General features: G+C 70.5%; 27 protein-coding genes. 8 read left to right on the forward strand and 19 right to left on the reverse strand.

Annotation, left to right across the window (positions count from 1 at the left end):
• Positions 1 to 190 precede the first annotated feature (190 nt).
• Both AB0F77_RS35345 and AB0F77_RS35350 read left to right on the forward strand, forming a co-directional pair.
• Positions 191 to 643 carry a hypothetical protein gene (locus AB0F77_RS35345; protein WP_361956245.1) on the forward strand — a complete coding sequence of 151 codons (453 nt, stop codon included), beginning with the start codon at positions 191 to 193 and terminating at the stop codon, positions 641 to 643.
• Between the two features lie 31 nt (positions 644 to 674).
• Positions 675 to 1,244, forward strand: a complete 570-nt coding sequence (locus AB0F77_RS35350) for a hypothetical protein (protein ID WP_361956248.1) — start codon at positions 675 to 677, stop codon at positions 1,242 to 1,244.
• A gap of 46 nt (positions 1,245 to 1,290) precedes the next feature.
• Here the strand turns inward: AB0F77_RS35350 and AB0F77_RS35355 are convergent, their stop codons facing one another.
• Positions 1,291 to 1,890 (reverse strand): ABATE domain-containing protein, encoded by a 600-nt coding sequence (locus tag AB0F77_RS35355; protein ID WP_361956252.1) that lies wholly within the window; start codon positions 1,888 to 1,890, stop codon positions 1,291 to 1,293.
• A gap of 83 nt (positions 1,891 to 1,973) precedes the next feature.
• On the opposite strand from AB0F77_RS35355, the gene AB0F77_RS35360 reads away from it, so the two are divergent.
• Positions 1,974 to 2,765: an MBL fold metallo-hydrolase gene (locus AB0F77_RS35360; RefSeq protein ID WP_361956254.1), complete on the forward strand. Its 792-nt coding sequence runs from the start codon at positions 1,974 to 1,976 to the stop codon at positions 2,763 to 2,765.
• Positions 2,766 to 2,829: 64 nt separating this feature from the next.
• Here AB0F77_RS35360 and AB0F77_RS35365 read toward each other — a convergent pair whose 3' ends face one another.
• On the reverse strand, positions 2,830 to 3,291 hold the full coding sequence (locus tag AB0F77_RS35365) for a hypothetical protein (RefSeq protein WP_361956257.1): 462 nt from the start codon (positions 3,289 to 3,291) through the stop codon (positions 2,830 to 2,832).
• Positions 3,292 to 3,305: 14 nt separating this feature from the next.
• Positions 3,306 to 4,067, reverse strand: a complete 762-nt coding sequence (locus AB0F77_RS35370; RefSeq protein ID WP_361956260.1) for a sulfite exporter TauE/SafE family protein — start codon at positions 4,065 to 4,067, stop codon at positions 3,306 to 3,308.
• 83 nt (positions 4,068 to 4,150) lie between these two features.
• On the opposite strand from AB0F77_RS35370, the gene AB0F77_RS35375 reads away from it, so the two are divergent.
• Positions 4,151 to 5,068 (forward strand): LysR family transcriptional regulator, encoded by a 918-nt coding sequence (locus AB0F77_RS35375; RefSeq protein WP_361956263.1) that lies wholly within the window; start codon positions 4,151 to 4,153, stop codon positions 5,066 to 5,068.
• 199 nt (positions 5,069 to 5,267) lie between these two features.
• Here the strand turns inward: AB0F77_RS35375 and AB0F77_RS35380 are convergent, their stop codons facing one another.
• On the reverse strand, positions 5,268 to 5,909 hold the full coding sequence (locus AB0F77_RS35380; protein ID WP_361956266.1) for an HD domain-containing protein: 642 nt from the start codon (positions 5,907 to 5,909) through the stop codon (positions 5,268 to 5,270).
• A gap of 104 nt (positions 5,910 to 6,013) precedes the next feature.
• Here AB0F77_RS35380 and AB0F77_RS35385 point away from each other — a divergent pair, with 104 nt between their 5' ends.
• Positions 6,014 to 6,976, forward strand: a complete 963-nt coding sequence (locus tag AB0F77_RS35385; RefSeq protein WP_361956269.1) for a helix-turn-helix domain-containing protein — start codon at positions 6,014 to 6,016, stop codon at positions 6,974 to 6,976.
• 136 nt (positions 6,977 to 7,112) lie between these two features.
• Here the strand turns inward: AB0F77_RS35385 and AB0F77_RS35390 are convergent, their stop codons facing one another.
• The 7 genes from AB0F77_RS35390 to AB0F77_RS35420 form a co-directional block, all read right to left on the reverse strand.
• Entirely contained in the window at positions 7,113 to 7,847 is a 735-nt protein-coding gene (locus tag AB0F77_RS35390) for a DUF1775 domain-containing protein (protein WP_361956272.1), read from the reverse strand.
• Between the two features lie 16 nt (positions 7,848 to 7,863).
• Entirely contained in the window at positions 7,864 to 9,447 is a 1,584-nt protein-coding gene (locus AB0F77_RS35395) for a beta-propeller fold lactonase family protein (RefSeq protein WP_361956275.1), read from the reverse strand.
• 111 nt (positions 9,448 to 9,558) lie between these two features.
• Positions 9,559 to 10,206 carry a hypothetical protein gene (locus AB0F77_RS35400; protein WP_361956279.1) on the reverse strand — a complete coding sequence of 216 codons (648 nt, stop codon included), beginning with the start codon at positions 10,204 to 10,206 and terminating at the stop codon, positions 9,559 to 9,561.
• Positions 10,191 to 10,802, reverse strand: coding sequence for a sigma-70 family RNA polymerase sigma factor (locus AB0F77_RS35405; protein WP_361956282.1), 612 nt, complete (start codon positions 10,800 to 10,802; stop codon positions 10,191 to 10,193). The genes AB0F77_RS35400 and AB0F77_RS35405 overlap by 16 nt, the downstream gene beginning before the upstream one ends.
• 83 nt (positions 10,803 to 10,885) lie before the next feature.
• Positions 10,886 to 11,161: a sigma factor gene (locus AB0F77_RS35410; RefSeq protein ID WP_361956285.1), complete on the reverse strand. Its 276-nt coding sequence runs from the start codon at positions 11,159 to 11,161 to the stop codon at positions 10,886 to 10,888.
• Positions 11,162 to 11,324: 163 nt separating this feature from the next.
• The gene (locus tag AB0F77_RS35415) at positions 11,325 to 11,711 is read right to left on the reverse strand and encodes a hypothetical protein (RefSeq protein ID WP_361956288.1); all 387 of its coding nucleotides are present in this window, start codon (positions 11,709 to 11,711) and stop codon (positions 11,325 to 11,327) included.
• 193 nt (positions 11,712 to 11,904) lie between these two features.
• Positions 11,905 to 12,375: a hypothetical protein gene (locus AB0F77_RS35420; protein ID WP_361956291.1), complete on the reverse strand. Its 471-nt coding sequence runs from the start codon at positions 12,373 to 12,375 to the stop codon at positions 11,905 to 11,907.
• A gap of 310 nt (positions 12,376 to 12,685) precedes the next feature.
• Here AB0F77_RS35420 and AB0F77_RS35425 point away from each other — a divergent pair, with 310 nt between their 5' ends.
• The 3 genes from AB0F77_RS35425 (at position 12,686) to AB0F77_RS35435 (ending at position 15,924) form a co-directional block, all read left to right on the forward strand.
• Positions 12,686 to 13,564 carry a peptidoglycan-binding protein gene (locus AB0F77_RS35425; RefSeq protein ID WP_361956294.1) on the forward strand — a complete coding sequence of 293 codons (879 nt, stop codon included), beginning with the start codon at positions 12,686 to 12,688 and terminating at the stop codon, positions 13,562 to 13,564.
• Positions 13,561 to 14,463 carry a DUF2690 domain-containing protein gene (locus AB0F77_RS35430; protein ID WP_361956297.1) on the forward strand — a complete coding sequence of 301 codons (903 nt, stop codon included), beginning with the start codon at positions 13,561 to 13,563 and terminating at the stop codon, positions 14,461 to 14,463. The genes AB0F77_RS35425 and AB0F77_RS35430 overlap by 4 nt, the downstream gene beginning before the upstream one ends.
• A 171-nt stretch (positions 14,464 to 14,634) precedes the next feature.
• On the forward strand, positions 14,635 to 15,924 hold the full coding sequence (locus AB0F77_RS35435) for an MFS transporter (protein WP_361956449.1): 1,290 nt from the start codon (positions 14,635 to 14,637) through the stop codon (positions 15,922 to 15,924).
• Between the two features lie 72 nt (positions 15,925 to 15,996).
• Here the strand turns inward: AB0F77_RS35435 and AB0F77_RS35440 are convergent, their stop codons facing one another.
• From AB0F77_RS35440 to AB0F77_RS35475, 8 genes are all read right to left on the reverse strand, one after another.
• On the reverse strand, positions 15,997 to 16,677 hold the full coding sequence (locus tag AB0F77_RS35440) for a GntR family transcriptional regulator (protein ID WP_361956300.1): 681 nt from the start codon (positions 16,675 to 16,677) through the stop codon (positions 15,997 to 15,999).
• An 84-nt stretch (positions 16,678 to 16,761) separates the two neighbouring features.
• Positions 16,762 to 17,418, reverse strand: coding sequence for an amino acid ABC transporter permease (locus tag AB0F77_RS35445; protein WP_361956304.1), 657 nt, complete (start codon positions 17,416 to 17,418; stop codon positions 16,762 to 16,764).
• The gene (locus AB0F77_RS35450; protein WP_361956307.1) at positions 17,418 to 18,098 is read right to left on the reverse strand and encodes an amino acid ABC transporter permease; all 681 of its coding nucleotides are present in this window, start codon (positions 18,096 to 18,098) and stop codon (positions 17,418 to 17,420) included. The genes AB0F77_RS35445 and AB0F77_RS35450 overlap by 1 nt, the downstream gene beginning before the upstream one ends.
• A 2-nt stretch (positions 18,099 to 18,100) precedes the next feature.
• The gene (locus AB0F77_RS35455; protein ID WP_361956310.1) at positions 18,101 to 19,027 is read right to left on the reverse strand and encodes a transporter substrate-binding domain-containing protein; all 927 of its coding nucleotides are present in this window, start codon (positions 19,025 to 19,027) and stop codon (positions 18,101 to 18,103) included.
• 31 nt (positions 19,028 to 19,058) lie between these two features.
• Entirely contained in the window at positions 19,059 to 19,784 is a 726-nt protein-coding gene (locus tag AB0F77_RS35460) for an amino acid ABC transporter ATP-binding protein (protein ID WP_361956452.1), read from the reverse strand.
• A gap of 74 nt (positions 19,785 to 19,858) precedes the next feature.
• Positions 19,859 to 21,148 (reverse strand): threonine synthase, encoded by a 1,290-nt coding sequence (locus AB0F77_RS35465; RefSeq protein WP_361956313.1) that lies wholly within the window; start codon positions 21,146 to 21,148, stop codon positions 19,859 to 19,861.
• An 83-nt stretch (positions 21,149 to 21,231) separates the two neighbouring features.
• Positions 21,232 to 23,916 (reverse strand): M14 family zinc carboxypeptidase, encoded by a 2,685-nt coding sequence (locus tag AB0F77_RS35470; protein WP_361956316.1) that lies wholly within the window; start codon positions 23,914 to 23,916, stop codon positions 21,232 to 21,234.
• A gap of 489 nt (positions 23,917 to 24,405) precedes the next feature.
• Entirely contained in the window at positions 24,406 to 26,583 is a 2,178-nt protein-coding gene (locus AB0F77_RS35475) for a bifunctional polysaccharide deacetylase/glycosyltransferase family 2 protein (RefSeq protein ID WP_361956319.1), read from the reverse strand.
• Positions 26,584 to 26,653 lie beyond the last annotated feature (70 nt).

A 26,653-nucleotide genomic window follows, 5' to 3' on the forward strand; every position in this document is an offset into this window, starting at 1 on the left:
CCCACCCCCCACATTTTCATCAGGGCGGGGGGGGGGGGGGGCGGGCCCCCCCCCCCCCCCCCCCGGCGGCGTTTTTGCGCCGTGTCGGCGCCCCCTTCCTGGTGTTCTTCCCGGCGGAACCGTTTCACCGGGCGCCGTGTCCTCTTTCGCGAAAGGTGGTTCCACACCGCGCAACCACCTGTGAAGGGGGATGGCCATGGGGCAGGTACGCGAGGGGGCACGGATAGGGGCTTGGGCCGTCGGCGGGGTCGTCGGCCTGGCGGTGTTGTACGTGATCGGGGCGTTCGCCTTCGGCGCCGCGGGGTGGATCACCGCCCCGTTCCGCGGTGAGGCGGACGAGCGCAACAAGACGGTCGGTTCGGGCGAGTTCCGGCAGACCACGTACGAGGAGTTCTTCGACCTGTGCGAGGCCGTGCAGAACGCCGAGGGGACGATCCAGGTGCTCCAGGAGGAGCGCAAGACCGCTTCGGAGACCCGTACGACGCAGATCGACCAGTCGATCACCGCGCTGAAGGCCACGCGGATCGAGTCGGTCAACTCCTACAACTCGAAGGCCGCCCAGGAGCACCGCGCGCCCTTCCGTGACAAGGATCTGCCCTACCGGCTGGATGCCACCGCCGAGCGCACGACGTGCACCAACTGATCCCCCTATCCCGGGAAGAGGGCAGCATCGCATGAAGAAGTTCGCACGCATGGCCCTGGCCGCCGTCGTCGCGCTCGTCGTCGGACTCACCGCGACGTCGTGCACCAGCGACTCCAGCCAGGACAAGGAGAACAAGGCCAAGCAGCAGAACTACGACTACCTCGTGGCCCAGCAGCCGGCGGGCCGCATGGCGTACTCGCCGACCCGCGAGGCGATCAACCAGTGGATCAAAACGTGGGGGCAGCGGGGCAAGCTCTCGTACGTCTACATCCAGAACGCCAACGGCGAGTACGGGTACTTCATCATGAAGGGCCTGCCGGTGCCGCGCTGCAAGATGCTCACTCCGACGGAGCGGGTGGAGTCCTCCTCCAACGGTGTCGCGGTGCTCGCGCAGCCCGGCATGGACGGCACGTACACATCGGGTTCCACCTGCAACGCCTACTACGGTTTCGACGCCACGACGGGTGCGTACATGGAGTTCACGGTCGGCACGAACCAGTCGTTCTTCCTGTTCGACAAGCCCATGACGATGCCGGAGTACGCCAGCGCCAAGCAGTTGGGACCGAGCTCGGTGAAGGACGTGGAGAAGAAGCAGCCTTGAGCGGTCGGGGCGGTCGGGGCCGGGGTGCCCTCGGCGGTCGACGGGTTCAGTTCGCTTCGGGGTCCGTGCGGCGTGCGTAGGCACGGGCCGCGCGGGCGCGGTCGCCGCACCGGGTGGAGCACCAGTGTCGGCGGCCGCGGCGGAGCAGGAAGCGGGAGCAGGGGGTCGAGCCGCAGGCCGTGAGGCGGTCGGCGTCGGGGCCGGTCAGCAGGTCCGCGGCGTTGGCGGCCAGGTGGGCGATCGCGAAGTCGACGGCCGCGGCGGTCGGGTGAGTGGTGACGCGGTAGGGGCCGGTCTTCTCGTCCCACTGGAGCAGGGGTGAGGTGGGGACGCTCGTCATCGCCTGGTTGAGGGCGGTGACCGCGGCGAGGGGTGCGGACAGCCCGTCGGCACGGGAGGCGAGCAGGGCTCTGACGTGCTCGCGCAGCACCCGCAGTTGAGTCGCGCAGCTTTCGCGCAGGCCGAGGTCGGCGGGGGTCAGGTCGTGTTCGGCGAGCCACTCGTTCGCGCCCTCGGGTGTCGCGAGGCGGTCCACGACCCGGCCGCCGGTCAGCGTCATGAGGCTGTTGGCGAGCGCCAGGGAGCAGTACTGGTCCTCGCCCGGCGCGGGCTGCAGTGCTGCGTCGGAGGAGAGGGCTTCAGCCATGACTCTCACGATACACGTTGCGAGAACCGTGAGAACTATCTAGAGTCGCTCACGGTTCAGTCGCTTCTATCCATGAGGTTTTCATGTCTTCCTCGGCTGTGGTGTCCGGAAATTTCCCGGTGCGTGTGTTCGGCGGTCCGACGGCCCTCTTCGAGTACGGAGGTCTGCGCTTCCTGGTCGACCCCACGTTCGACGCTCCCGGTGAATTCCTGCGCCCCGGCCGCCCTCCGCTGACCAAGACCGCTCCCCCCGCCGGCCCCCGCGAGTCGATCGGCGACATCGACGTCGTCCTGCTGTCGCACGACGAGCACGCCGACAACCTCGACGACTCCGGCCGCGCCCTGCTCGCGGACGTACCGCTCACCCTGACCACCCCCAGTGGCGCGCAGCGGCTGAAGGGCACGGCCCGCGGACTGGCCGACTGGGAGCCCGTGCGGTTCGACCGCGCGGACGGCGGGACGCTGACCGTCACGGCCGCGCCCGCCATCCACGGTCCCGGCCCCCGCGAGACCGTGGAGAAGTCCGCGGGACAGGTCGTGGGCTTCGTCCTCACCGGCGAGGGGCTTCCCACGGTGTACGTGAGCGGCGACAACGCCTCCCTCGACGTCGTCAAGGAGGTGGCCGGGCGCTTCGGCCCCGTCGACACGGCGGTCCTCTTCGCCGGAGCCCCCCGCTTCCCCGCCGTGTTCGGCGGAGCGCCGCTCGTGCTCGACAGCGCCCAGGCCGTCGAGGCGGCACAACTCCTCGGCGCCCGGCGGGTCGTACCCGTGCACTACGACAGCTGGGCCCACTTCACCGAAGGCCGCGATCAGCTCGCCGAGGCGTTCGCCTCCGCGGGTCTGGACGACCGGCTGGACTGGGGACACCGGGGCTGACCGAACGGGCGGTCCCGCTCCCGCGCCAGGTCTTGGGCGGGACGTGCGTGCATGGTGCGAACCCCTACTGGTGCCGGTGGTGGTCCGGGGAGCGGTGGAGCCAGTCGTGGAGGTCGGCGGCGGCCTCGGCCGGGTGGTGGACGGGGAACACCCGCCACCATGCCTCGCCCCGCAGCTGCTGAGCGGCCTCCGGGTCGAACGCGGTGTGGACGAGACGGAATCGGGCCACCGCGTCCGTGTATGCCTCGGCGGCGTGCTGGGGGGACAGGCGGACCGAGGGGGCGATGGAGGGCCAGGCGGTGCCGCGTATCCGCTCGTAGACCACCGCGGTTTCGAGGAGGTGCCGGGCGGTGTCGAACACGTCGGCCGCGTCGGCGAGCACGGCGCCCGGTGCCGGGCCGGGAGGGGCGGCCGAGTCGTGTCCGGTGCGGGGGACGAGGGCGCGCGCCTGGTCGGACAGCGTGCGGGCCGTCCACGACACGAGGAGACGTGCGGTCGCCGCGGGAGTTGGGGTCGGGGGATGCATCGGGCCTCCTCGGACTAACCGCGGGCGAAGTAGAGGACCGTCGTGGTCGTCGCCGTGGTCAGGATCGCTCCGCGCAGCAGACGCGGCGGCAGACGGCGCGCCAGGCGGGCGCCGGCGAATCCTCCGGCGACAGCGCCGGTGACCATGGCCAGGAGGATGAGCGGGTGGTGCGTGGCGGGCGACGCGAAGAGGAAGACGGTCGCCGAGCTGAGGTAGATGGCCGCCAGTTGCACCACCCGCATCGGGTTCCCCGTGCTGGTGTCGATGCCCAGACCCAGGCTCCACAGGGCGAGCATCATGATCCCGACGGCGCCGCCGAAGTAGCCGCCGTACACGGCGAGGACGAACTGTCCGGCCAGGACGGCACGGGGGCCGAGCGTGAATTGCCGGTCGGTGGCCCTGCCGAGGTAACCGGTCAGGGGGCGGCCGAAGATCAGGAGCAAGGTGGCGAAGGCGAGCAGCCAGGGCACGGCGGCGCCGAACGACCTGGACGGCAGGACCAGCAGGAGGCAGGCCCCCGCGACTCCGCCGACCACACTGACGACGCCGAGGGCACGGGTGGAGGCGGCGCCCACGGGTCTGATGTCGTGACGGTAGACCCACGCGCTGGCGACCGCGCCCGGCACCAGCGCGATGGTGGAGGCCGCGTTGGCCGTCACCGGCTCCAGCCCGACCAGGACGAGCGCGGGCAGCGCGACGAAGGTCCCTCCGCCACCGACGGCGTTGAGCGCGCCCGCGACCAGTCCGGCCACGACGACGATCAGGATGTCTGTCACCCGTCGAGCATCGTCCACCGCAGGGCGCCGTCACAATGCGCAGTTTCCGAAGTCTGCCTACGGCTGTGCCATAGGCTGGCCAGGTGCGGTACGACCTGGACGATCTGCGGCTCTTTCTCAGCGTGGTGGAGGAGGGCTCCATCACGGCCGGAGCGCGGCGCCTGCACCTCAGCCTCCCCTCGGCCAGCGCACGCGTACGGCAGCTGGAACAGCAGGCGGGTGTTGATCTGCTGGTACGGGGGCGACGCGGGGTCCGCCCGACCCCGGCCGGCGTGACACTGCAACGCCATGCGCGCGACGTGCTGACCCACACGGCGAAGCTGGAGAGCGCCGTCGCCAGCTATACGCATCCCCGGAAGGCTGCGCTGCGTCTCCTGGCCGGAGGCTCCGCCATGCACCGGCTCGTGCCGGCGGCGTTGATCTCGTTCCTGACCCGGCACGCCGACATCGACGTCCATGTGCGGGAGAGCCAGACGCCGGACACGGTGCGCACGCTCCGCGACGGCGAGGCGGACCTGGGCGTACTGGTGGACCAGGAGGTCAAGGACTGCGGTCTGCTCCTGGAACCGCTGGGCGACGACTCCCTCGTCGCCATCGGCCAGGCCGGCGGCGTTCTCGCCGGCCGCGACACGGTGGCCTTCCACGAGGTGGCCGAGCACCCGATGGTGGGCCTCAGCGCGGGTGCGTCGCTGCGCCGGTGGATCGAGACCCGTCTGGGGCCCCGGGCACCGGAGGTCCGCTACCGGACCACGGCCCCCGACCTGACGGTGCTCTCGACGCTCGCGTCCGCGGGTGTGGGCCTGGCGGTCGTTCCCCGCCGAGAGGTCGACCCTGGGCAGGACCTCGACGTGTGCGCTCTGCAGGACGCGTGGGCGCGCAGGTTCCATCTCCTGGCGTGGGGCGTGACCGGCGGGCCGCCCTCGGCGGACGTCGAGGCGCTGGCGGCGCATCTGCGGCAGGCGGCCGGGGGCAGGGCGACCGGTTCACGTGAACTCCCGTGAGGTGACGTCGGGTTCAGCTCGCGTCCCGGCGGCGTGCGCGTACGGTCGCGGAGGCGGCGAGCATGTCGTCCTTCACGAGTGCGCTGAACTGCTTGACCTGCCGCAGCACCGATGAGACCTCGATGTGCCGGCCGCCTTCCGGAGATCCGACGCGGTCGGTGACGATCCCGCTTCCGTCGTCCGGGCGCCGGGCACGGTGCTACTCGGGCCAGTCGGACTTCTGGATGACGTCGACGAAGTCGCCGCGCTCGAAGCCGGGGACGAAGTGGGCCAGGACATCGGCCTTGACGTTGCCGAAGGTGGTGTCGGGGCGGTCCTTGATCCCGTCGGTGAACGCGGCGAGGATGCGGTTCTTGAAGTCGGGACGGGGGTGGGCCGCGACCACGGCGGCGCGCCGCTCGCTGCTGACGGCGTGGTAGCCGATGCCCAGGACATCCAGTTCCACGCCGCGGGTGACCAAAGCGATCTCGGGCGCCATGTGCAGGGGGATCTCCGGCGTGGTGTGCAGCGCGATGGCGGTCCACACGCGCTCGGCGGGTTCGCCGGTGACGCCGTGGGCCCGGAGGAAGCGGCGGGCCTCGTCCGCTCCGTCGATCTCGAATCGCTGATCGGTGCGGGCGAAGCCGTCGGTGAGGCCGAGGTCGTGGAACATCGCCCCCACGTACAGCAGTTCCGCATCGAAGTCCAGCTTCTGCTCGGCACCGCGCAGTGCCCCGAACAGGAAGACCCGGCGCGAGTGGTCGAACAGCAGCGGGCCTGCGACCTCGCGCACCAGCTCGGTCGCCTCACGCGCCAGGGCGCTGTCCGGGATGCGTACGCCTGCGATCGTCTCGCTCGTCATGGCCTGTGTCTCCTTCAAGAGGTGATCGGTGGGACGCCTCCACACTCGCCGGTGGCTTAGGCTGACGCCATGTCCGCACAGCCACGTCCACCACAGATTCAGACATGACCCGGCGGATCGCGTTCCTCGTGTTCGACGGTGTGACCCTGCTCGACGCCAGTGGCCCCATGGAGGTCTTCCACCTGGCCACCCGGCTCGGCCACCCGTACACGGCCCTCCTGGTCTCCCCCCACGGTGGCACCGTCACCGCCTCCAACGGCGTGGCGCTGGCCGCCACCGCCGCACCCCAGGACACCGGTCTCCTGGACACTCTGGTGATCACGGGAGCCGACCACCTCGCGCTCCAGGGCCCCGACGAGGAGCTCCTCTCCGCCGCGCGTATCCTCGCCGGGCAGGCCCAGCGGGTCGCCTCGGTGTGCAGCGGTGCCTTCGTCCTGGCCGCGCTCGGCCTGCTCGACGATCGCCGCGCCACCACCCACTGGCGCCACGCCTCCACCCTGGCCCGCCGCCATCCCCGCGTCCACGTGGAACCCGACGCCCTGCACGTCCGCGACGGCCGGTACCACACCAGCGCCGGCATCAGCGCCGGCATCGACCTCGCGCTCGCCCTCGTCGAGCACGACCGCGGGCCCGACGCCGCCCGCGACGTCGCCCGCGAGCTCGTCGTCTTCATGCAGCGTCCCGGCGGCCAGTCCCAGTTCTCCACCGCGATGGCCACCCCGCCCGCCCGCAGCGACCCGCTGCGCGCCCTCACCGCCGATGTCCTCGCCGATCCGGCCGCCGACCACGGTCTGCCCGCCATGGCAACCCGCGCCGCCCTCAGCACCCGCCACCTCACCCGGCTCTTCCGCACCGAACTGCACACCACCCCTGCCCGCTGGGTCGAACGCGTCCGTCTCGACCGCGCCCAGCAGCTCCTCCTGGAGGGCCACAGCATCACCTCCGCCGCGCACCACAGCGGCCTCGGGAGCGACGAGACCCTGCGCCGGGCCTTCGCCCGTCACCTCGGCACCACCCCCACCGAATACCGCAAACGCTTCACCACCACCTCGGCCTCGAACCCCTGAGACCGACCGGCCCGGGAAACGACCTGGCGGCCGCAGGTTGTTTCGTCGGGACGACCGCCTTCGTCGACGTGCAGGGCGCGCGGGGCGGGGACCGACGGTCCCCGCCCCGCGCGCCGCCTCCGACACGGTCACTTCCTCACCGCTGTGGCGATCCGGTTCCGCCGGGTGCCGTCCTGCGGCGTACCGCGACCACGGTGCCCGCGCCCAGGACGGCGGCACCCGCCACGGTCCAGGGCAGCCAGGACACCGTGCCCGCCCCTCCGTCCCGGGTGGCCGCCGCCCGTGCGGGCGTGGCCGTCGCGGCCGGTGCCGGCCGTGGCGCCGCTTCCTCACGGGCCTGCTCCGCCTTCGCGGCCGCCGCGTCCAGGACGAGCACGGGTGCCGGGAAGTCCGGCACCTTGCCGCCCCGCTGCCGCTCGTTCCAGTTCACCACGGAGCCGTCCGAGTACGTCTGGGCCACGTCGAAGGCGATGCTCGGTTCCTTCGGGAGCGGTCCTACGCGTACGTCGAAGTAGCGGTGTTCGTCGGGCTTGAGCTCATGGCCCGCCGTGGCGGTCCACATGACGCGGGTCGCGCCGTTCGCGGCGGACGCGACGTCCTCGCGTGTCCATCCGGAGGCCGGCGGCGCGCCGGTGGACGTGACCCCTTTCGGGAGGGTGACCTCGACGCGGACGGTGGTGGCGTCCGCCTTCTCGGAGGGGACCCGGAACCGCAGGGTGGCCGGGTTCCCCTCCTCGGCGCCGTCGGAGAACACCCGTACGTGTGCCGAGGCGGTCCCCGTGAGCAGCAGGAGCGCTGCCGCGGCCGTTCCCAGTACCGCGGTCGCCCGGTGTGCGCGCCGGCCGGCGCGCGGGTGAGGGGTGCGTGTCATGGTGGCGTGCGGCCCTTCAGCAGCAGTCGCAGTACAGGAGGTCGGCGGCCTCGACCGCGCTGTCGGAGCCCGGGTGCATGGAGGCGACCGCGGCCGACATCCGGGCCAGGGTCTGCGCGGTGGCCTTGCCCTGGGACGTGAGGGAGACGCTCACGCCGGTGAAGTCGGCGAAGGCCAGGACCTGGGCGGCGTTGCCCGAGGAGTCCGTGGTGAAGGACAGCAGCGGGATCCTGCTGCCGTCCTTCTGGACGGCGTACGCCTGGTAGGTGGTGGTCGGCCGGAGGTCGCGGGCCTGGAGCTGGATCATGTCGAGTCCGCTGACGGGCCGGACGGTGGCCTCCAGTTGGCGGCCCTTGTCGTCGGGGCGCATGGTCTCGCCCGCGGTGCCGTCGGGCAGGGTGGTGGGTACGTTGCGGGGCGCGTCGCCGAGGCCCTGGCGGCCGAGGTTGGCGGCGGATCCCGCGGGTGCCGCGTCGGGGACGTACACCAGGGCCTGGGGTTCCTGGCCGACGCCGACCGTGTCGACGACCTTGTTGGTGGCGGTGTCGATGACGTCGACCGCGTCGGACTTCTCCATGCCCACGTACATGCGGGTGCCGTCTCCGCTGGGCCAGAGGCCGTGCGGCGCGTGGCCGGTGTCGTGGATACGGGTCACCAACTGCGGGGTGCCACCGGGGTTACGGCGGTAGACGAGCGTCTGGTCGAGGCCGCCCACGGTCAGATAGGCGAACGAACCGTCCTTCGTGTTGGCGAAGTTGGGGTGGTTGGAGTCCGGTCCCGTCTTCAGCACGGCGGTGACCTTGCGCTGCTCGAGGTCGATGACGCTGGTCAGGCCCGCACGCTTGTGCGGGGCCCACAGCTCGGTGCCGTCGGGTGAGATCGCCTCGTCGGAGGAGAAGGTGTCGCCGAGGCCCTTGATGGTGTAGCGGACCTTGTGGGTGCGCACGTCGACCGCGGTGATCTCGGGCGCGCTGATGTGGTTGACGTAGGCCGTCCTGCCGTCGGGGCTGAGGACGACCTTGGAGGGGCCGGCGCCGACCTTGATGTCGGTGACGACACCGCCGTGCACCGCGTCGACGACGGTGATGGTGTCGCGGCCCCGGTCGGCGACCCAGAACTGTTTGCCGTCGGCGGTGAAGGTGCCCTCGTGCGAGGCACGGCCGACGTCGGTCTCGTTGATCACCTGGTTGGTCGCGGTGTCGATGATGTCGACGGTGTTGCTGGTGACGCTCACCACGCCGAGGCGCTTGTTGTCACGGGAGAAGGCGAGTCCGTGCACCCCGACGTTGTCGGTGTACTGCGGGCTGAGCGTGGCGCCCAGCCGCTGGGCCCCGAGGGCGATCGTGCCGAGGGTCTTGTCGGTGGACGGGTCGACGACCGTGACCGTGTTGGAGGTCTGGTCGGCGGTGTACACACGGTCACGGCCCGATATGGGTACGGAGACCGACGTGCCGTCCCCCGCGGTGGTCCGTGCCCCGCTGTGCCGGTCGGCCGCCGGGTGCCACGGCTGGGCCTGGGCGACGCTCACCACGCCGAGGGCCGTGGCGCCGATGCCGGTCAGTACCGCGGTGGCACCGGCGACCCTTCTGATCGAAAACACTGACGAACCTCCACATAAGGTGCACCTGTGGGTGCGTTGAAGGAAGGGCGGGCGTGCGGCCGGCCCTGGTTCGGGGATGGTCGGGGACGGGGCGGGACGTCGCCCCGTGGCTCAGGTGTTGCGGTGCGGTCCCACGGGGGCCTGGGCGACGAAGCGCCCGTCCGCGTCCTGGACGTACAGCGTGGTGATGGTGTCCTTGCTCATCGCGGTGGTCATGTGGACCCGCATCGGGACGTCGTCCTGCCCGCTCGCCTGCACACTGCCGGCCTGGACCCGGTCGCCGCGGGCGTTGCCCGTCATCAGCCGGTAGGTGCTGCCGGCCCGCAGCCCGGACAGCGACACGGGGATCTCGGTGCCCCAGGGGTGCGAGATCATCTCGCCGTCCTGTGTGACGTGGACCAGGGCGACGGACGTACGGGTGTCATGGCCGGAGGTGGCCACGACGGTCACGAAGGCCGCGCACGCCGCGAGCACCAGGGACGCGACGGCGGCCACCACCCGACGGCGGACGGGTCCTCGCGTCCGTGCCGGGGCGACGGCGGGGGTTCCTCCGAACTCGGGAAGGGCGGAGGGGACACGGAGGGAGTCCGCGCGCTCGAAGGTGCGCACCACCCGGCGCACTCCTTCCGCCTCCTCGGAGCATCCCTCGCACGACGCCACGTGGCGGGCGAGCGGAGCGGGCAACGGCCTGCCCAGGAGCAGGAGTTCGGTGACCTCCTCGCGGATCGCGGTGCAGAAGTCGTTCATGGTGCCAGCCATCCGTTCTCGTCGAGGATGCCGCGCAGTGCGCGGATACCGTGGTACAGGCGGCTGCGGGCGCTGGAGGCCGGAATGCCCAGTTCGTCGGCCAGGTCGGCGCAGGTCCTGCCCAGGAAGTAGACCTCGATGATCACTTCCCGGTGCTCGGGGCAGAGCCGGTCCAGCGCCTCGCGCAGCTCTATCCGTGCCAGCAGCTGGTCGTACGGGTCGACGTCCGCGCCGGTGTTCTCCCGCTCCACGTCCTCGGCGTGGGCCACGGCCGGGCGGGCCTCGCGGCGCCTGCGGGCGTCCACGATCGCGTTGCGGGCGATGGCGTACAGCCAGGTCCGCAGGCTCCCGCGTCTGCTGTCGAAGGAGTCCGAGGCGCGCCAGGCCCGCAGGAACACCTCCTGGACGACCTCCTCGGCCAACTGGGAGTCACCGAGCGCGTTGCGCGCGAAGCCCAGGAGTTCGCCTCCGTACTCCCGATAGGCGGCCCGCACGCCCTTCTCACTGTCCAGAGGCGGGTCGTCCGCCTTCTTGCGCCGGGCACGCCACATGCGGACGCCCACTACGAGCGCCTGCCGTTCCCGGCCTGCCACATGTTCATCCGGCACCCTCCGATCTCACCATGCGTGATGTGCGCGAAGGGATACGGGGGCCGAGTCGGCAGTGTTGTCGCACGATGTTATGGCCTGCGTCACATGTGATGTCCGCGGACGGACACCTGCTGGATCGCCCGGTCGTCGTTCACGGTGGCGGGACGCGCCTGTCTCGCCCGCCATCCGTCGATGACGACGTTGCGCGCGACGGTGAACAGATAGGAGCGCGCCGTGGCGCGGTCGACCTTTCCGGTCGTGCGCCACGCCCGCAGCAGCGTCTCCTGCACCACGTCCTCGGCCTCGTCGCGCGTGTCGACGTAACGCAGCACGAACGACATCAGGACGTCGTAGTGGTCCTGATGCAACACGGTCATCAGCCGCTCTGCCGGCGAAGGCACCGGCATCGATCCGCCTCCCGAGATCCGCAGGACACGGAAACCGTCCTGCCGGGAGCGTGTACGAGCCGACCTCCAGACCGGTTCAACGCTCAACCGGATGCCGGCGACGGAACCGCGGCCGTGCGGGGTCCGGGTGCGGTCAGAAGCGGCCCTTGACCGACGAGTACAGGGTTTCCACGCTGCGCCGGGTGCCGTCACCGCCGCCGATGAAGTGGGTACGGGGGTTCAGCCGGAACTTGCTGCCGTCCGCGCGGCGTATACGGACGTAGGTGTTCCCGGTGTAGGCGCCGCTCATGTGGAGTTCGACGGCTCTGTTGCCCAGCGCCACCTCGTCGAGCGGATCGGCCCACAGGAGCCCTTTGTCGCGGATCGACCAGTAGGCGCTCCTGACCAGGAGGACACGGCGGTCGGTCACCCCGAGGACGGCACGCCGGAAACCGGCACCGAGGTATCCCGACACTGCCACCTTCAGGGTCTCCTTGCGCAGATGGGGGTGCAGGGCCCGCTTCAGTTCGGACTCGATCATGACGACCCTCCGTCGGCAGAACGCGCCGCGACGACCGCGACACACCCAGTGTCCTACCGGAACCCGCGCCAAGTCACGTACAGAATCGAGGAGTTGACCGCCAGTCGCGGGCCTGCCCCGAACGCGCGTGGCCCGTCCTCCTCCGCACGGAGAGGACGGGCCCGAGCCGAGTGCCCGCAGACGGGCGGGTGTGTCAGGGGCGCCAGCCGTCGGCGACACGGCCCTGCCGCACCTGGAAGGTACCGCTGCACGTGCCGGTGTCGGGGTCGCCCCAGATCTTGATGGTGTCGACGTCGTTCGCCCAGGTGCCGCCGCCGGGGTGGGCGTAGTCACCGAGGTTCACGGCGGTGTTCCGCGGGATGCAGATGTACGCGTCCGGGGAGGCGCCCGTGTCGAGCAGCCAGACGGAGTCGTCGTTGCGGGTGTTGACGACCGCGTCCGCCCGGTTCTGCCCGCCGGACGGGATGTTCTGGTAGTAGGTGTCCTGGAACCAGCCGAACGGGCTTCCGCCGGAGTAGGCACCGTCGTACAGACACACCCGCGGGTACGAGCAGCCGTGCATGCTGGCGGCCGAGGCGGGCGAGGCCGTCAGCGGGGTCAAGGTCGCGGCCAGCGCGGCGGTGAGCAGGGTCGCCGCCAGCTTTCTGTTCGACTTCAGGTTCAAGGGAACGCTCCCGGTGAGGTGGCATGGGCCGAGCCGACCGCATCCGGTCGGCTCGGCAACACTGCGGCGTCGGCGCGGCGCCGGGCCACACTCGGCGCGGAAGTGGCGTCACCGCGGGACGTCCCACGCGCTGACCTGCGGGGATGGCGCCCTCCGTGTCGGAACGGCGGGACGGTCGTGAGCGGAGTCGCGGCTTCCGCACGGGGGGCGGGGTCGTTGTTCGGTGAGGGCTGTGCCGGTTGATGCAGAATGAGACCGGGACTTGGGGGGCCGGGACCGGACCGGCGGTCCCGAACGCGAGCGGGGGGACATGTCGCGTTGGAATGAGTTGCCCGCCGAACTGCACCCGGACGTCCGCCAGTTGATCGTCCGATTGCGCAGACTGAAGGACCGCGGCGAGCTGAGTTCGCGCCAACTGGCCGCGAAGACCGGGTACAGCGCGAGGTCGTGGCAGCGGTATCTGAACGGCCGGTCGCTGCCGCCCCGGAAGGCCGTCGAGATGATGGCCCGCGTCGGGGGCGACGATCCGACCCGGCTGCTGGTGCTGCACGAGATGGCGGCCGAGCGCTGGGCGGAGGGCGGAGTGGTCACCGCCGGCGCCGCGGAGAGCGCCGCGGGGGACGCACCGTCGGCGCCACCGACCCCGGTACCGCCGACCCCGGTACCGGCGCCCCCGATGCCTGCGCCCCCGATGCCTGCGCCCCCGCAGCACGCTCTCACGGAGTGGCAGCCGTACGGGCGTCACGTGCGCGCCGTGATCACGGCAGGGGCGGTGGCGCTGGTGCTGTTCGTCTCCGCGGTGTTCCTGCTGGCCCTGCGGCTCGCGGACGCCCGCGCCGAGCTCGCGGAACACCGCGCCGGTACGGTCGAGGCGGCACCCGACACCGTGTCGGAGTCCCTGGTGCCGGTCGTCTACACGTGTCGGCCGGCGCAGCGTGACGGCCGCTGGTACGCGGGCCTCAGCGACACCACGGACACCATGCTGGCGTACACCCACGTGGGGCCGGAAGTGGCCGAGGCGCAGTGCCTGTTGCGCCGGGCCGGTATCTCGCCGGGGGACGTCGACGGTGTCTTCGGCCCGAAGACGCAGCGCGCGGTCGAGCGGATCCAGATGAGGGACGGGCTGGTGGTGGACGGTGTGATCGGCCCGCACACCTGGCAGGCCCTGCGGGAGGCGTCGCCCAAGTGACCGCGGCGCACACTCGGTTGACCGCGGCGCTACGGGAGCTGCGGGCCCGTACGGGGCTCAGTCTGGCGGCGCTGTCGCACCGCACGGCGTACAGCAAGTCGTCGTGGGAGCGTTATCTCAACGGCAAGGGCCTGCCCCCGCGTCAGGCCGTACAGGACCTGTGCCGGGTCGCGAACGAACCGGACGGGCGCTTGCTGGCCCTGTGGGAGATCGCCGAGTCGGACTGGAGCGGACGCGCGGCGCTCCCGGCCTCGGCCGCCGCCGAGCCGGGGCCGCGGCTGCCACCACAGCCGGGGCCACAGCCGCAGGAGCCGCCCAGCCCCTCCGAGACCAGGTGGCCACGCGAGCGCAGGACCGGACTCCTGATCGTGCTGGCGGCGGTGTACACCGTGGTCATCGGTGGTGCGGCGCTGGTGCTGTTCCTGCTGCCGGGCCCGAATGCCCCGCAGGACGAACCACTGTCGGCCTCTCCCCCGTACTCGCTGGTCCCCCCGTGTCACGGGGCCGCCTGCGAGGGCCGGGACCCGCTGAGCCTGGTGTGTGGCGTCGGCCCCGCCACCCTCACCACGTACCGCACCACCACCGGCGCCCATGTGGAGCTGCGCTACAGCGAGAAGTGCGGTGCGAGCTGGGCCAGGACCTGGGGAACCCGGATCGGCGACCGGGTGGACGTCACGGCGGACGGCCCGACACACGACATACGGGTCGAGGACAGGGACGACACCGAGACCTACGTCTACACCACGATGACCGCGACCCGCCCCGGCACCACCGTCAGATCCTGCTTCCGACCGGCGTCGCCCAAGACCGAACCGGAATGCGTCGAGGCCCACGTGGAAGAGACCCCCACGACGCCCCGACCGCCCTCGCCTCGGGCGGCGTCAAGGTTGATGCGGTGAGTGACTGATGAGGAGCGGAGACATGCCCGGTCGTTCGGGTGCGCGTTGACGGTTGAGGTCGTTGGTGGCCTGTCATCGCGTGCCGGCCTTGATGTGCGGCGCAGCGAGCCTTCCTTTCCCGCTGGCTGAAACGGTCGGCGGGGCTCGTTTTTGATCGTTCGAGAGGTCTCCGTGCCGTTCTCCTCCTCCGCCGTTTCCGACTCCGGTCGGTCCGCTTCGTCGAGCCTGTGGCGCGATGCCGACTTCCGCAGGCTCTGGGTGGGGCAGACGGTCTCGCAACTGGGTGAGCACACGAGTCTGGTGGTGCTGCCGCTGTTCGCCGTCCTGACGCTCAATGCCGGTGCAGGTCAGTTGGGCGTCCTGCGCGCGGTGGGGCAGGCGCCGATCCTGCTGCTGTCGCTCCTCGCCGGCGCATGGGTGGACAGGTGGCGGACCCGTACGCTGATGGTGCTGACGGACGCCGGTCGGGCCCTGGCTCTGGGCGCCGCCGCCGTGGCCGGCCTTCTCGGTGGGCTCGGCCTGCCCGCGCTGCTTGTGGTCGCCTTCGTCGTCGGTGCTCTGTCCGTGTTCTTCGACGTGGCGTACCAGGCGTCTTTGGTACGGCTGGTGAGGCGCGATCAGTTGGTGCGGGGCAACAGCGCGCTCGAGGGCAGTCGGTCCGCGGCGCAGATCGGTGGTCCCGCGCTCGGCGGTGTGTTGGTGTCCGTGCTGTCGGCGCCGATCGCCGCCGCCTCCAGCGCGGTGTTCTTCGCTCTGTCGTTCCTGTCGATCCGGCGGATCGGTCACCGCGAATCCGTCCCGGAACGCTCGGAACGTCCTCCTCGGGTCCTGCGGCGGATCCACGAGGGTCTTCGCTTTGTCTTCGGCGACCACTCGCTGCGGACCGTGTGCCTCGCGTCGGCCGCCTTCCAGTTCTCCTTCGCGGCCGTGATGACCGTCTATCTGCTGTTCCTGCCACGGGACTTGCACCTGTCGGGCACCGTGATCGGGCTGGCGCTCGCGGCAACGGGGCCGGGCGCGCTCCTGGGCTCGCTGCTGGCCGCCCGTCTTCCGGGGCGCTTCGGACACGGTGCCGTGCTGGTGTGCGCGGCGGCACTCGGCGACGGGGTGTTCCTGTTCGTGCCCGTGCTGCACGGTTCGTCGATGATGACGTTTGCCGTGCTCGTCACGGTCAACTTCGTCTTCGGGGCCTTCGGCCAGTTGGTGAACGTCACGGTCATGGCCGTTCGGCAGACCGTCACTCCGGACGGGATGCAGGGGCGCGCGGCCGCGACGATCAACTTCGTCGGCATGGGGCTGACCCCACTCGGCTCGCTGCTCGGCGGCTTCCTAGCGGAGGTGTGGGGAACGCGGACCAGCCTCCTGGTGACAGCCGCGGGCATGCTGCTGTCACCGACACTGATGGCCCTGTCCCCCCTCGCCCGCCTGGGACGAACGCTTCCGGCCCCGCCGGAGACCTAAGTCCGGTCACGCGGAACGTCGTAGGCGTGTCACGGCACTTCGGCATCGGGCGGCCGTAACAAGGGCGTCAGGTCAGGGCTGTTGGGGCTGTTCCAGTGTGTCCTGTAGTTCGAGGTAACGCCCCAGCGCGTGGCCCGCTTCGCGGACGTGGTGGCGGATGTGTTGTTCCGCGGCGCGGGAGTCGCCCGTTCGGATCGCCTCCAGAATGGCCACGTGTTCGTCGACGGCGACCGGCAGTCGGCCGGGTGCCCGGGCGGAAAGGCGGTTGCCCAGGCGCACTTGGGCGATGAGGTTCTCCGCCATGGGGATGAGCCGTCGGCTGCCCGAGCCCTCCCAGATGAGGCGGTGGAACGCGAGGTCCAACTCCCCGTAGCGGTTCAGGTCGTTCGCCTTGATGGCCTTGCGCTGCTCGGCCACCAGTCGGCGCAACCGCGTGGCGATCCGGTCGTGATCGGGCGCCCCGGCCGTCCGGCGCGCGGCAAGCCCGTCCACCGCCTCCCGCAACTCGTACAGGTCCAGCAGGTCGTCCGTGCCGGATTCGGGGACGAAGTAGCCGCGGTGGGGTACGGAGACGAGGAAGCCCTCGCGTTCGAGTGCGGCGAGGGCGCTCTTGATGGGGGTCGGGCTGAGTCCGAGTGTTTCGGTCAGCGGACGGACGGTGACGCGGGAGCCCGGAGGGAGGGAGCCGTCGAGGATGGCCGCCCGCACATGGTCGTAGGCGGCGTTCAGCAAGGTGTGGCGCGGGACGGTCATGATCGCCGGTTCCCCCTCTGTCTCCGTGGGTGTTGATGCCGCGGACACCGGTTGCCCGACGTGGCCGCGGCCGGGTCGGGTGGGTCAGTGCAGTCTGCGCTCGTACCAGCGCGACAGCATGGTAAGCGGCAGGCAGATGACGAAGAAAACGGCGAGTACGGCGCCGAGGATCGGTACCGCGTGGGAGGAGCCGCCGGAAAGGGTGAGCCGTTCGATGGAGCGCTGTGACGCTTCGAGGATGTCGACGAGGCCGATGACCGCGGCCAGTGAGGTCTGCTGGGTCAGGTTGACGACGAGGCCGATGAGCGGGGGAAGCGCTCGCCGGGCCGCCTGGGGCAGGAGGACGTGTCGCATGCGTCCGGGCCAGGAGAAGCCCAGCGCGGCGGCGGCCTCGGCCTGGCCACGGGGCACCGACTGGACGGCGCCCCGGACGACTTCGGCCACGTTGGCGCTCCCCCACAGGGACAGTCCGACGGCGGCGGCGACGAAGGTGTTCACGCGTATGCCGATGAGGGGCAGGACGAAGAAGATGAGGAACAGGATGATGACGATCGGCAGCCCCCGCCAGATCTCGACGTAGGCCCGGACCACGGCCCGCGCCGGTTTGCCGGGCAGCGTGAGCACGGCGCCGAGCACGATGCCGACCAGGAGGCTGGCGACAATGCTGACCAGGGCCAACAGGGCGGTTTCGCGCAGGCCGTCGGCGAGGTAGTCGGCCACGGGGCCGACCCATGGGGGCATCAGTGTCCTCCAGGTATCGCGAAGCGGCCCTCGACGGCTCTGGCACCCAGCGACATGAGCCAGACCAGGCCCAGGTAGACGACGCCGATGGCGAGGAACATCTCGAACACCCGGAAGGTGACGGCGACGATGTTGACCGCGGTCTCGGTGAGTTCCGGGTAGCTGATCGCGACCATGAACGACGAGTTCTTGAAGACCGAGATGAGAATGTTGGTGACCGACGGCAGGGCGATGCGGGCGCCGAGGGGAAGGGTGGCGTGCCGGAAGGCGGCCAGGCGGGGGAAGCCGAGGGCCCGGCACGCCTCGACGTAGCCGCCTTCGACGGCCTCGAAGCCGGCGCGGAAGTTCTCCACGTTGTAGGCACCGCCCCACAGGAGCAGTGACAGCCAGCCGACGGTGAAGCCGTCGAGTTGCAGTCCGGTCTCGGGCAGGGCGAAGTAGAGGAAGAAGATCTGCACCAGGAGCGGGGTGTTGCGGAACACCTCGACGTAGACCGTGATGAGTTGCCGGGCGACGGGTACGCGGAGCGCGCTGACCGCGCCGAGCAGCACACCGACGAGCAGGGCGCCGGCCATGCCGATGGCGCTGATCGCCAGCGTCCGCAACAGGCCGGTGCCGAGGTCGTCGAGATGACCGACGAGGAAGCCCGGGTCGAAGTCGTAACCGGAGGCGTCGGGCATGGTCAGCACTGGATGGTGGCGCCGGACGGGTAGGTCAGGTCGTGGCCGGGGCGGGGCACGTACTTCGCGAACTGCTGCTGCACCGAGGTGTCGGTGACGGTCTTCTGGAACTCGCTCCAGAAGAAATCGGTCTTCTGCATGTGGGCGAGGGCGCCGTTGACCCAGGCGAGCATCTGCGCGTCGCCCTTGCGGACGCCCATTCCCCAGGGGCTGTCGGCCTTGGCGTCACCGACGACCTTGAGCTTGGGGTTCTTCGCCGCCAGGTCGAGCAGGAGGGTGTCGTCCTGGGCGAACGCGACGCCACGCTTCTGGTTCAGCGCGGTCAGCGCCTGGCTCGTCTGCGCGAACAGTGTCTGCTTGACGTCCTTCATGCACTGGGTGAGCCAGAGGCTGGCGGTGGCGCCGCTGATGCTGATGACCTGCTTGCCGGCCAGCTGCTCGAAGGACGTGATCGAGGAGTCCTTGGGGACCAGCAGCTTCACACCGCTCGCGAAGTAGGGGGTGGAGAAGTCGATGGTCTGCGCGCGTTCCGGGGTGTAGTTCATCGTCGCTTCGATCAGGTCGATGCGCTTGGACGTCAGGAACGACACCCGGTTGGCACCGGTCACGCAGGTCAGGGTCAGCGCGTTGGGGTCGCCGAACGCGTAGGAGGCCAGCCGGTGGGCGATGTCGATCTCGAATCCCGCGTTCTTCGACGCTTCGTCGATGTATCCGAACGGCGGGTAGTCGCACTTGACGCCGACGGCGAGCTTGCCCCTGCTCTTCACCTCGTCGGGCAGCGGCGCTCCCACGTCGACGGGCTTGGTGGACGCACCGTTACCGCCCGAACCCGCGGCGGACGACGACGATCCGTCCGACGAGGAGGAGCAGCCGGCGGAGAGAGCCAGGACCGTCGCAGCGGCGATGGCCATGCCGAATCTCGATTTCACGACGCGACTTCCTTCTGCCCGCTCGGGCGGGCTACCTGAGTACCTTGCGCAGGAACTGGCGGGTGCGGTCGTTCCGGGGCCGGTCCAGCACATCGGCCGGACGGCCCTGCTCCGCGATCACGCCTCCGTCGACGAACACCAGTCGGTCGCCGAGTTCACGGGCGAAGCCCATCTCGTGGGTGACACACAGCATCGTCATGCCGGAGCGGGCGAGGTCACGCATCACGTCCAGGACCTCGCTGACCAGCTCGGGGTCCAGTGCGGACGTCACCTCGTCGAACAGCATCACGTGGGGGTCCATCATCAGCGCGCGGGCGATGGCGATGCGCTGCTGCTGACCGCCCGACAGCTGCCTCGGGTAGGCGTCGGCCTTGTCGGCCAGCCCCACACGCTCCAGCAGCGTGACGGCCCGCTCGTGCGCCTGGTCCGCGGACATCCGCAGCAGCTTGCGCGGGGCCAGGGTGAGGTTGTCGACGGCGGACAGGTGCGGGAAGAGGTTGAACTGCTGGAACACCATGCCGATGCGTCGACGCACCTTGTCCAGGTCGACGCCGGGCCGGGTCAGATCCTCGTTCTCCAGCAGGACCTGACCGGAGGTCACCGGCTCCAGCAGGTTGACGCAGCGCAGCAGGGTGCTCTTGCCGCCGCCGGACGGGCCGATGACGGCGACCACCTCTCCCCGGGCCACCGTCAGCTCGATGCCCTTGAGCACCTCGACGGTGCCGTACGACTTGTGCACCCCGCGCAGTTCCACCATCGGCGCCTGCCCGTCGGCGGGCGGCGGGGCGAGCGGGCCGTCGGCGCTCGGCGACCCGGTCTTCGGCGGCTCGGTCATCGTGGTGCCCGACGGCCGGTCGCCTCCGCCGCTCCGGTCACGGCGGTCGCCTCCGACGGCAGGTCCGCGTCCCGTTCCAGGCGGGGCGGGCGGCCGACCCGGAGGCTGTCCTCGTACTTCAGCGCGCTGCCGGTATTGAGCACCAGGACCTCCTCGCCCCCGGCGAGCCACCCGTCGGCGCGCAGCCGGCGTACGGCGGCCAGTGTCGCCGCCCCCTCCGGGCACATGAGCACGCCTTCGAGGGCCGCGCAGGCCACCTGCTCGTCGAGGATGTCCTGGTCGTCGACGGCGATCGCGATGCCGTCGCTGTCCCGCAGTGCGGACAGGATGAGGAAGTCACCCAGCGCTCCGGCCACGTTGATGCCGTACGCGACGGTGTGTGCCTTGTCCGCCGGCCACGGTTCGGCGGTCTCGGCCCCCGACTCGAAGGCCCGTACGATCGGCGCGCAGCCGCTGGACTGCACGGCCACGAAGCGGGGCAGCCGCCCGGTGATCCAGCCCAGCGCGGTCAGCTCGTCGAGCGCCTTGCGGATGCCGATGAGTCCCACGCCGCCGCCGGTCGGGTACACCACGACGTCCGGCACCCGCCAGCCGAACTGTTCGGCGATCTCCAGGCCCATCGTCTTCTTGCCCTCGATGCGGTACGGCTCGCGCAGCGTCGCGGCGCTGAACCAGCCGTCCTGAACCGCCTGTCCCGCGATACGGCCGGCGTCGCCGATCAGACCGTCCACGGTGTAGACCCGGGCGCCGGCCGCGAGGGACTCCTTCCGGGTCACCTGCGGAGCGTCCTCGGGCATCACGACCAGACACTCCATACCGGCTCGGGCGGCATAGGTGGCCCAGGCGGCGCCGGCGTTGCCGTTGGTCGGCAGTGTCAGCCGCCCCACCCCGAGTTCGTGCGCCCGGGAGACGCCGACGGCCGCGCCCCGCGCCTTGAAGCTGCCGGTCGGCAGCGCTCCCTCGTCCTTGGCCAGCAGGCCCGGTACGCCGATCCGTCGACCGTACCCGGCCAGCGGCAGGACGGGCGTCCAGCCCTCGCCGAGGGTGATCACGTTCGCGGGGTCCCGGACCGGCAGCAGCTCCCGGTACCGCCACAGGTTCGCGTCGCGCGACGCGATGTCCTCCGGCCGGACCGAGGCACGGACCTCGTCGAGGTCGTAGCGGGCGAGCAGCGGCGTACCGCAGTCGCACACGTTCTGGGGCACGTCCGCGTCGTACCGCTTGGCGCACCGTCCGCACTCCAGGTGGGTCAGCGCGCTCGTCCAGTTCCCGTCGTCGGGGTACAAGCGGGGACTTCCTCTCTCTGTCTTTCCGTGCGGCTGGGGATGGTCGGTGGTGGGGGCGGCAGGACCCGCCCCCACCGGGCGATCTACTTCCCGAGACGCCGGAACTGGTCGGCGGTGAGCTTCGTGGACGGCCCGTGGTAAGCGGCGTTGAAGAGCATCCGCTGCTCGGACCGGTTCCAGGTGCGGAACCCGATCTCGTTGCCGAAGGTGACGACGTAACCGTCGCCGATCGTCCAGGACAGCCCGTTGACCGCGCCGTTGAGGTGTTCGCCGCCGATCAGCCAGCCGCTCTTCAACTGGTCGTCGCTGTCGGGGTACTTGGCGACCACGTCCACCGGGTACGTGCTCGTGCTGGTCAGCTTGTACGCGTCGTTCGACACGAACCACACGGGGTTGTCCGCCGGTATGCCCCAGGCCGCCGGGTTGTTCGTGTCGAACTCCTGGCTGAGGAGCGAACCGGGGCAGTAGAAGTCCGAGTTGGAGCCGCCGGGCAGGGTGGAGGTGATGGGCAGGCCGAACAGCGACTGGGCCGTGGCGGTTCCGCTGCCGAAGGTGACCAGCGTGCCGCCGCCGGTCACGAAGTCGTGCAGCTGGTTCCAGCCGGTTGTGCCGACGCCGAACGCCCAGGCCCACTCGGGCGGGTACTTCGTCGAACTCAGGCCGTTGACGATGGAGTTCTTGCTGACCCCGTCCGGCATGACGATGGCGTCGTACGTGCCGGCGAGGTCGGCGTAGTCGCTCGCCTCCACGACCGAGTAGTTCACCCCGTACTGGTCGAACGTCCACATCAGCCAGCCGGACGGCATGTTGTCCGGGGGCTTGAGCAGGCCGATCCTGGTGCCCGGCTTGAGCTGGACACCGGCCACGGACGGCACCGTGGCGACGGTGGACACCGGGATGCCGGTGTTCTTCGACTGGGTGCGCAGGAGTTCACGGGCCGCCGAGGACGGCGGGACGAGGAAGGTGCCGGCGGGGTAGGTGCGACCGCCGTCGGTGAACCGGGCGGCGGCGCGGAACGTGGGGATGTTCTGCTTCTGCAGAGCGGCGACGATCCGGAACACCCCGTAGGACTCCGGTCCGATCGCGTACGCCCCGCCGCGCGGCGGTGTCGAGGGTGTGGTGACCGCCGGGGGCTTGACGGAGCTCAGCAGCTTGGTGTCGGCCGAGAAGGCCGTGGTGATGAGGTCGGCCTCGAAGCCGAGCAGCATCGGCAGGGTCTGCGCGGTGGTGTCGTACGGCCGCTGCGGCGGGCCACCCGGGTACTGGAGCAGCTGCGGGTAACTCTGCACCTCCAGCAGCGTCTTGGCGAACGCGGCGTAGGGCTGCCGCATGTGGATGACGTACGACCCGGCGGGGTAGCGCTTGCCGTCGGCGGTGAACGCGGCCTGTGCCTGGTGGATCTCGACCGCGCCGAGGTGGAGGATCTCCAGGGCGTCGCGGACGGCCTGCGGGTCGCGCTGTCCGGCCGGGACGACGTAGGCGTACGGGCTGGTCCGGGTGACCGCCTTGGTCCCGACGCGGTAGGAGTTGTAGAGCCAGTTGTAGGTGTCGTAGGCGACCGCCTCCAGGCCCGAGTAGAAGGCCTGGGAGACCCAGTCGATGATGTTGCGCAGCGTCCAGGTGTTGGAGTCGTACGGCTCGATGAAGTTGATGTCGGTGGTCTGCTGGCCGAGCGGCTTCGTGCCCACGTTGGGGTAGGCGAGGTTGGAGGCCGCCGCCGCCTCGGTGAGGATGCGTGCCGAGCCGTGGTAGACACAGTACTGCCGGGACGGGGACCAGTAGTCGTACGTCGAGCCCCAGCCGTTGCCCTTCATGCCGGCGACGGTCATGCCCCGCTGCATCGCCAGGCCCACCGTGTCGGTCTGCTGGACCAGGATGGTGTCGATGTTGGGGTCGTACGGCGACAGGTACGGCGGTGTGAACAGCCGGGGGGCGTTGGCGCCGGCGCCGTGGGAGTCCTGGAAGACCTGGGGCCGGTACTTGTTGAGGATCGAGACGTTGTACCTGCTCTCGATCTGGGTGAGCATGATCCAGTCACGGTTGTCGTCGTGGCCGGTGTACTTGTTGTACAGGTCGGGGTAGGTGCGCGCGTAGTCGGTGCCGGCCGTGGCGGCGAAGTAGTCGTTGACGAGGACGATGCCGTCCGGGTTCTGGCACGGCTGGAGCAGGATGACCAGGTTGTCGAGGATCTTCTCGATGTAGTCGGACTTCTCGGTCGCCAGCCGGTAGGCCCATTCGACGGCGGCCTGGGAGTTGCCGACCTCGGTCGAGTGGATGCCGGCCTGCACGTAGTAGAACGGCTTGCCCTCGGTGGCCAGCTTCTCGGCGTCGGCCTCGGACAGTCCACGGGGGTCGGCGAGCCTGGCGTTGGTGGCGACCAGCTTGTCGAGTCTGGCGAGGTTCTTCGGCGAGCTGATGGTCAGGAGGACGTACGGGTGTCCCTGGGTGGTCTTGCCGATCTCCTCGTATCTCACCCGGTCGCTGCGGGCGCCGATCAGCTCGAAGTACGGGACCATCTTGTCCCATTGGGCGAGGAAGCCCTCGGTGCCGATCGGAGTGCCGAAGTACTTGGCGGGGGTCGGGATGGTCCCCTGCTTCCCCGCTGCGGCCGCCGGTTGGTCGCGGTCGGTCCGGATCGGGGGTGCCTCGGGCGCCGCCGACGCGGTGCCCTGGCCGATCACCGTCGTCGCTGCCGCCGCCGCGCCGGCCGCCGCGGTGGTCCGAAGGAGCGTCCGGCGGGACACACTTGAGCTTTCGCTGCTGGTCATCTATCGACATCGCCTTCCACGGTCCGACCGGGCCGGACCGTTGTCCGAGCGAAGCCGGGGTGGGCCGACTTCACTGCCCTGCGGGTGTCGTTCAACGCCATGCGTGGTGCGGCGCTGCGCCACGATGGAGGTAACGATGCCTGGGTGCCGCGCGCTGCTGCCGGGCCGACCCGTGTGATGTGCGGTCGCTCCGACCCCTGGCCGTGAACCTTGCGCCAACGAATGTGACAGCCGACGGTCAGCGAGAGCAACGATTCCATCTTGGATTTAATATCAACTACACACGACGAAACATGCGGTTGAGACCACCCGCCGGTCGCCAGCCTCAACCGGCTTTCGTATCAGGGCAGTTGAGCGCAGCACGCCGAAGTACACGCCCGTCGCGGGCCGTTCCGTGTGGCTCCGCTCGGTGCCCGGGTCGAGCCGGGTCCCGACGTGCTCTCCGGGCTCGCGGACGCGTTCACGGACATCGCCACAGGCGCTGGCCGACTACGAGCGGCGGTTCGTCCGCCGCTCGGCGGCCAGGTTGTTGCGATGAACCTCCGGATCGGGAGACCGGTCGGGGGGCGCGCCCGTGGCGGTCGGGGGGCGCAGGCTGCCGTAGCGTTCCATGCGCTGCCATCGCAGACGTGAGCCCGCGACGGCGGTGAAGACGGACTGGATCACGACCAGGTACATCAACTGACGGTAGACGAACTGCTGAAGCGGCAGGCTCCACAACGGGCCCGGACGTTCCCGGTCCAGGCGGAACGCGTACAGGCTCATCATGAGTTGCAGCAGAAGGAAGGCGACCCACAGCCCGATGATCCGTACAGGATCGAGGAAGACCAGCCCGTACACGGCGAAGATGTCCACCACGGGTGCGAGCAGGGGCAGAAGCACCTGGAAGAGCAGCAGATAGATCAGGCCCCGGCGGCCCAGTTTGCCGGCCGGTCCGCGCTGCACCAGTGCGCCGCGGTGTTTCCACATCGCCTGGAGGGTGCCGTAGCACCAGCGGTATCGCTGCCGCCAAAGGGCGTTGAGTGACGCGGGCGCTTCGGTCCAGGCCTTCGCCCCCTCTTCGTAGACCACGCGCCAGCCGTTCCGGCACAGGGCCATGGTGAGGTCGGTGTCCTCCGCGAGGGTGACCTCGCTGACGCCCCCGAGGTCCAGCAGTGCCCGGCGGCGGAAGGCGCCGACGGCTCCGGGCACGGTCGGCATGCATTCGGCGAGGTCGAACAGGCGGCGGTCGAGGTTGAACCCGACCACGTACTCGATGTGCTGCCAACGCCCCAGCAGTCCCCCACGGTTGACGACCTTGGCGTTGCCCGAGACGGCACCCACGCGGGGGTCGGCGAAGGGCTGCACAAGCGTGCGCACGGTGTCGGATTCGAAGACCGTGTCGCCGTCGACCATGACCACCAGGTCCCAGGAGGCGGCCGCCAGCCCGGTGTTGAGCGCGGCGGGCTTGCCCGCGTTCTGCCGACGGATCACCCGCACGGGGATGCCTAGCGATTCGACCAGGTCGGCTGTGCCGTCGGTGGACCCGTCGTCCACCACGACGACCTCGACCGGATGGTCCGAGGCGAGCAGTGACCGCACGGCCGCCTCGATCCCGGCGCTCTCGTTGTACGCGGGGACGATGACGCTGACCGGCTCGGTCACCGGCGGCCCCCAGGACCGGCCGCGACGTCTCCGGCGCAGCCTGCGGTGCCGCCTTGCGGCGATCACCACGACCACCGCGCGGAGCACGCTGATCGCTCCCGCCACGTACATCAGCAGGCCCAGCAGCCACACGGCCCAGTCGCCGCCCCGCAGCGCCGTGATGAGGGCCAGCCCCTGCAGATGGTCCGCGAGCCCGGCGCGGCGGACGGGGGCGGCCATGCCGACGGCGTCGGAGACCGTCGCGAAGGTGTAGCCCCGCGCTTTCAGCCGGGGGACCAGCGTGCTCAGCGCGGCGACGGTCTGGGAGCGGTCACCGCCGGCGTCGTGCATCAGCACGATCTGACCGGCACGGCCCCGGGGTGTCGCACGAGCGAGGATCCGCTCCACCCCCGGACGCTGCCAGTCCTCCGCGTCCCGAGTCGCGAGCACCGTGACATAACCCGCCGCGTCGGCCTGTTCGAGGACCGACCAGTCGGCGTTGTCCAGCGCGTCGTTCCGCGACGAGTACGGCGGCCTCAGCAGACCCGTCGTGACCCCTGCGGCGCCGGCCACCGCCAGCTGGGTCTCGCGCAGCTCCAGGGAGCGCTGCCACGGGGCGAGACGAGCCAGGTCGGGGTGGGTGAAGGTGTGGATGCCGATCTGGTGGCCTTCGGCGACGATCCGGCGGACCAGTTCGGGGTGGGCGACGGCCTGGGTTCCCACGATGAAGAAGGTCGCGTGCACGTGGTTGCGGCGCAGCACGTCCAGGATGCGTGGCGTCCAGACGGGGTCCGGGCCGTCGTCGAAGGTCAGCGCGAGGGTGCGGTCCTTGACCCTGGCGGTGTGTGCCGTGGTGGCGGCGTTCGCGATCACGGGGCCACCGCGCAGCACCTGGCCCGGGACCGCGTCCTGGCGGCCGTGCGCACCGGACACGTCGTCCGAGGTGATGCCGAACATGTGATGGGTGTAGCCCTGCAGCAGGAGGGCCGTCGCCAGGGTCACCACGAACACGCTCAGCAGCAGCCAGTGGGCGCGGGGCGTCACCTGGCGAGTACAGGTACGACGTCGGCGGGCGTCGCGATGTCTGCGGTCGGTCACGTCAGGATGCCTAGGA

Source organism: Streptomyces sp. NPDC026672 (genome assembly GCF_040638185.1).
Classification (GTDB): Bacteria; Actinomycetota; Actinomycetes; order Streptomycetales; family Streptomycetaceae; genus Streptomyces.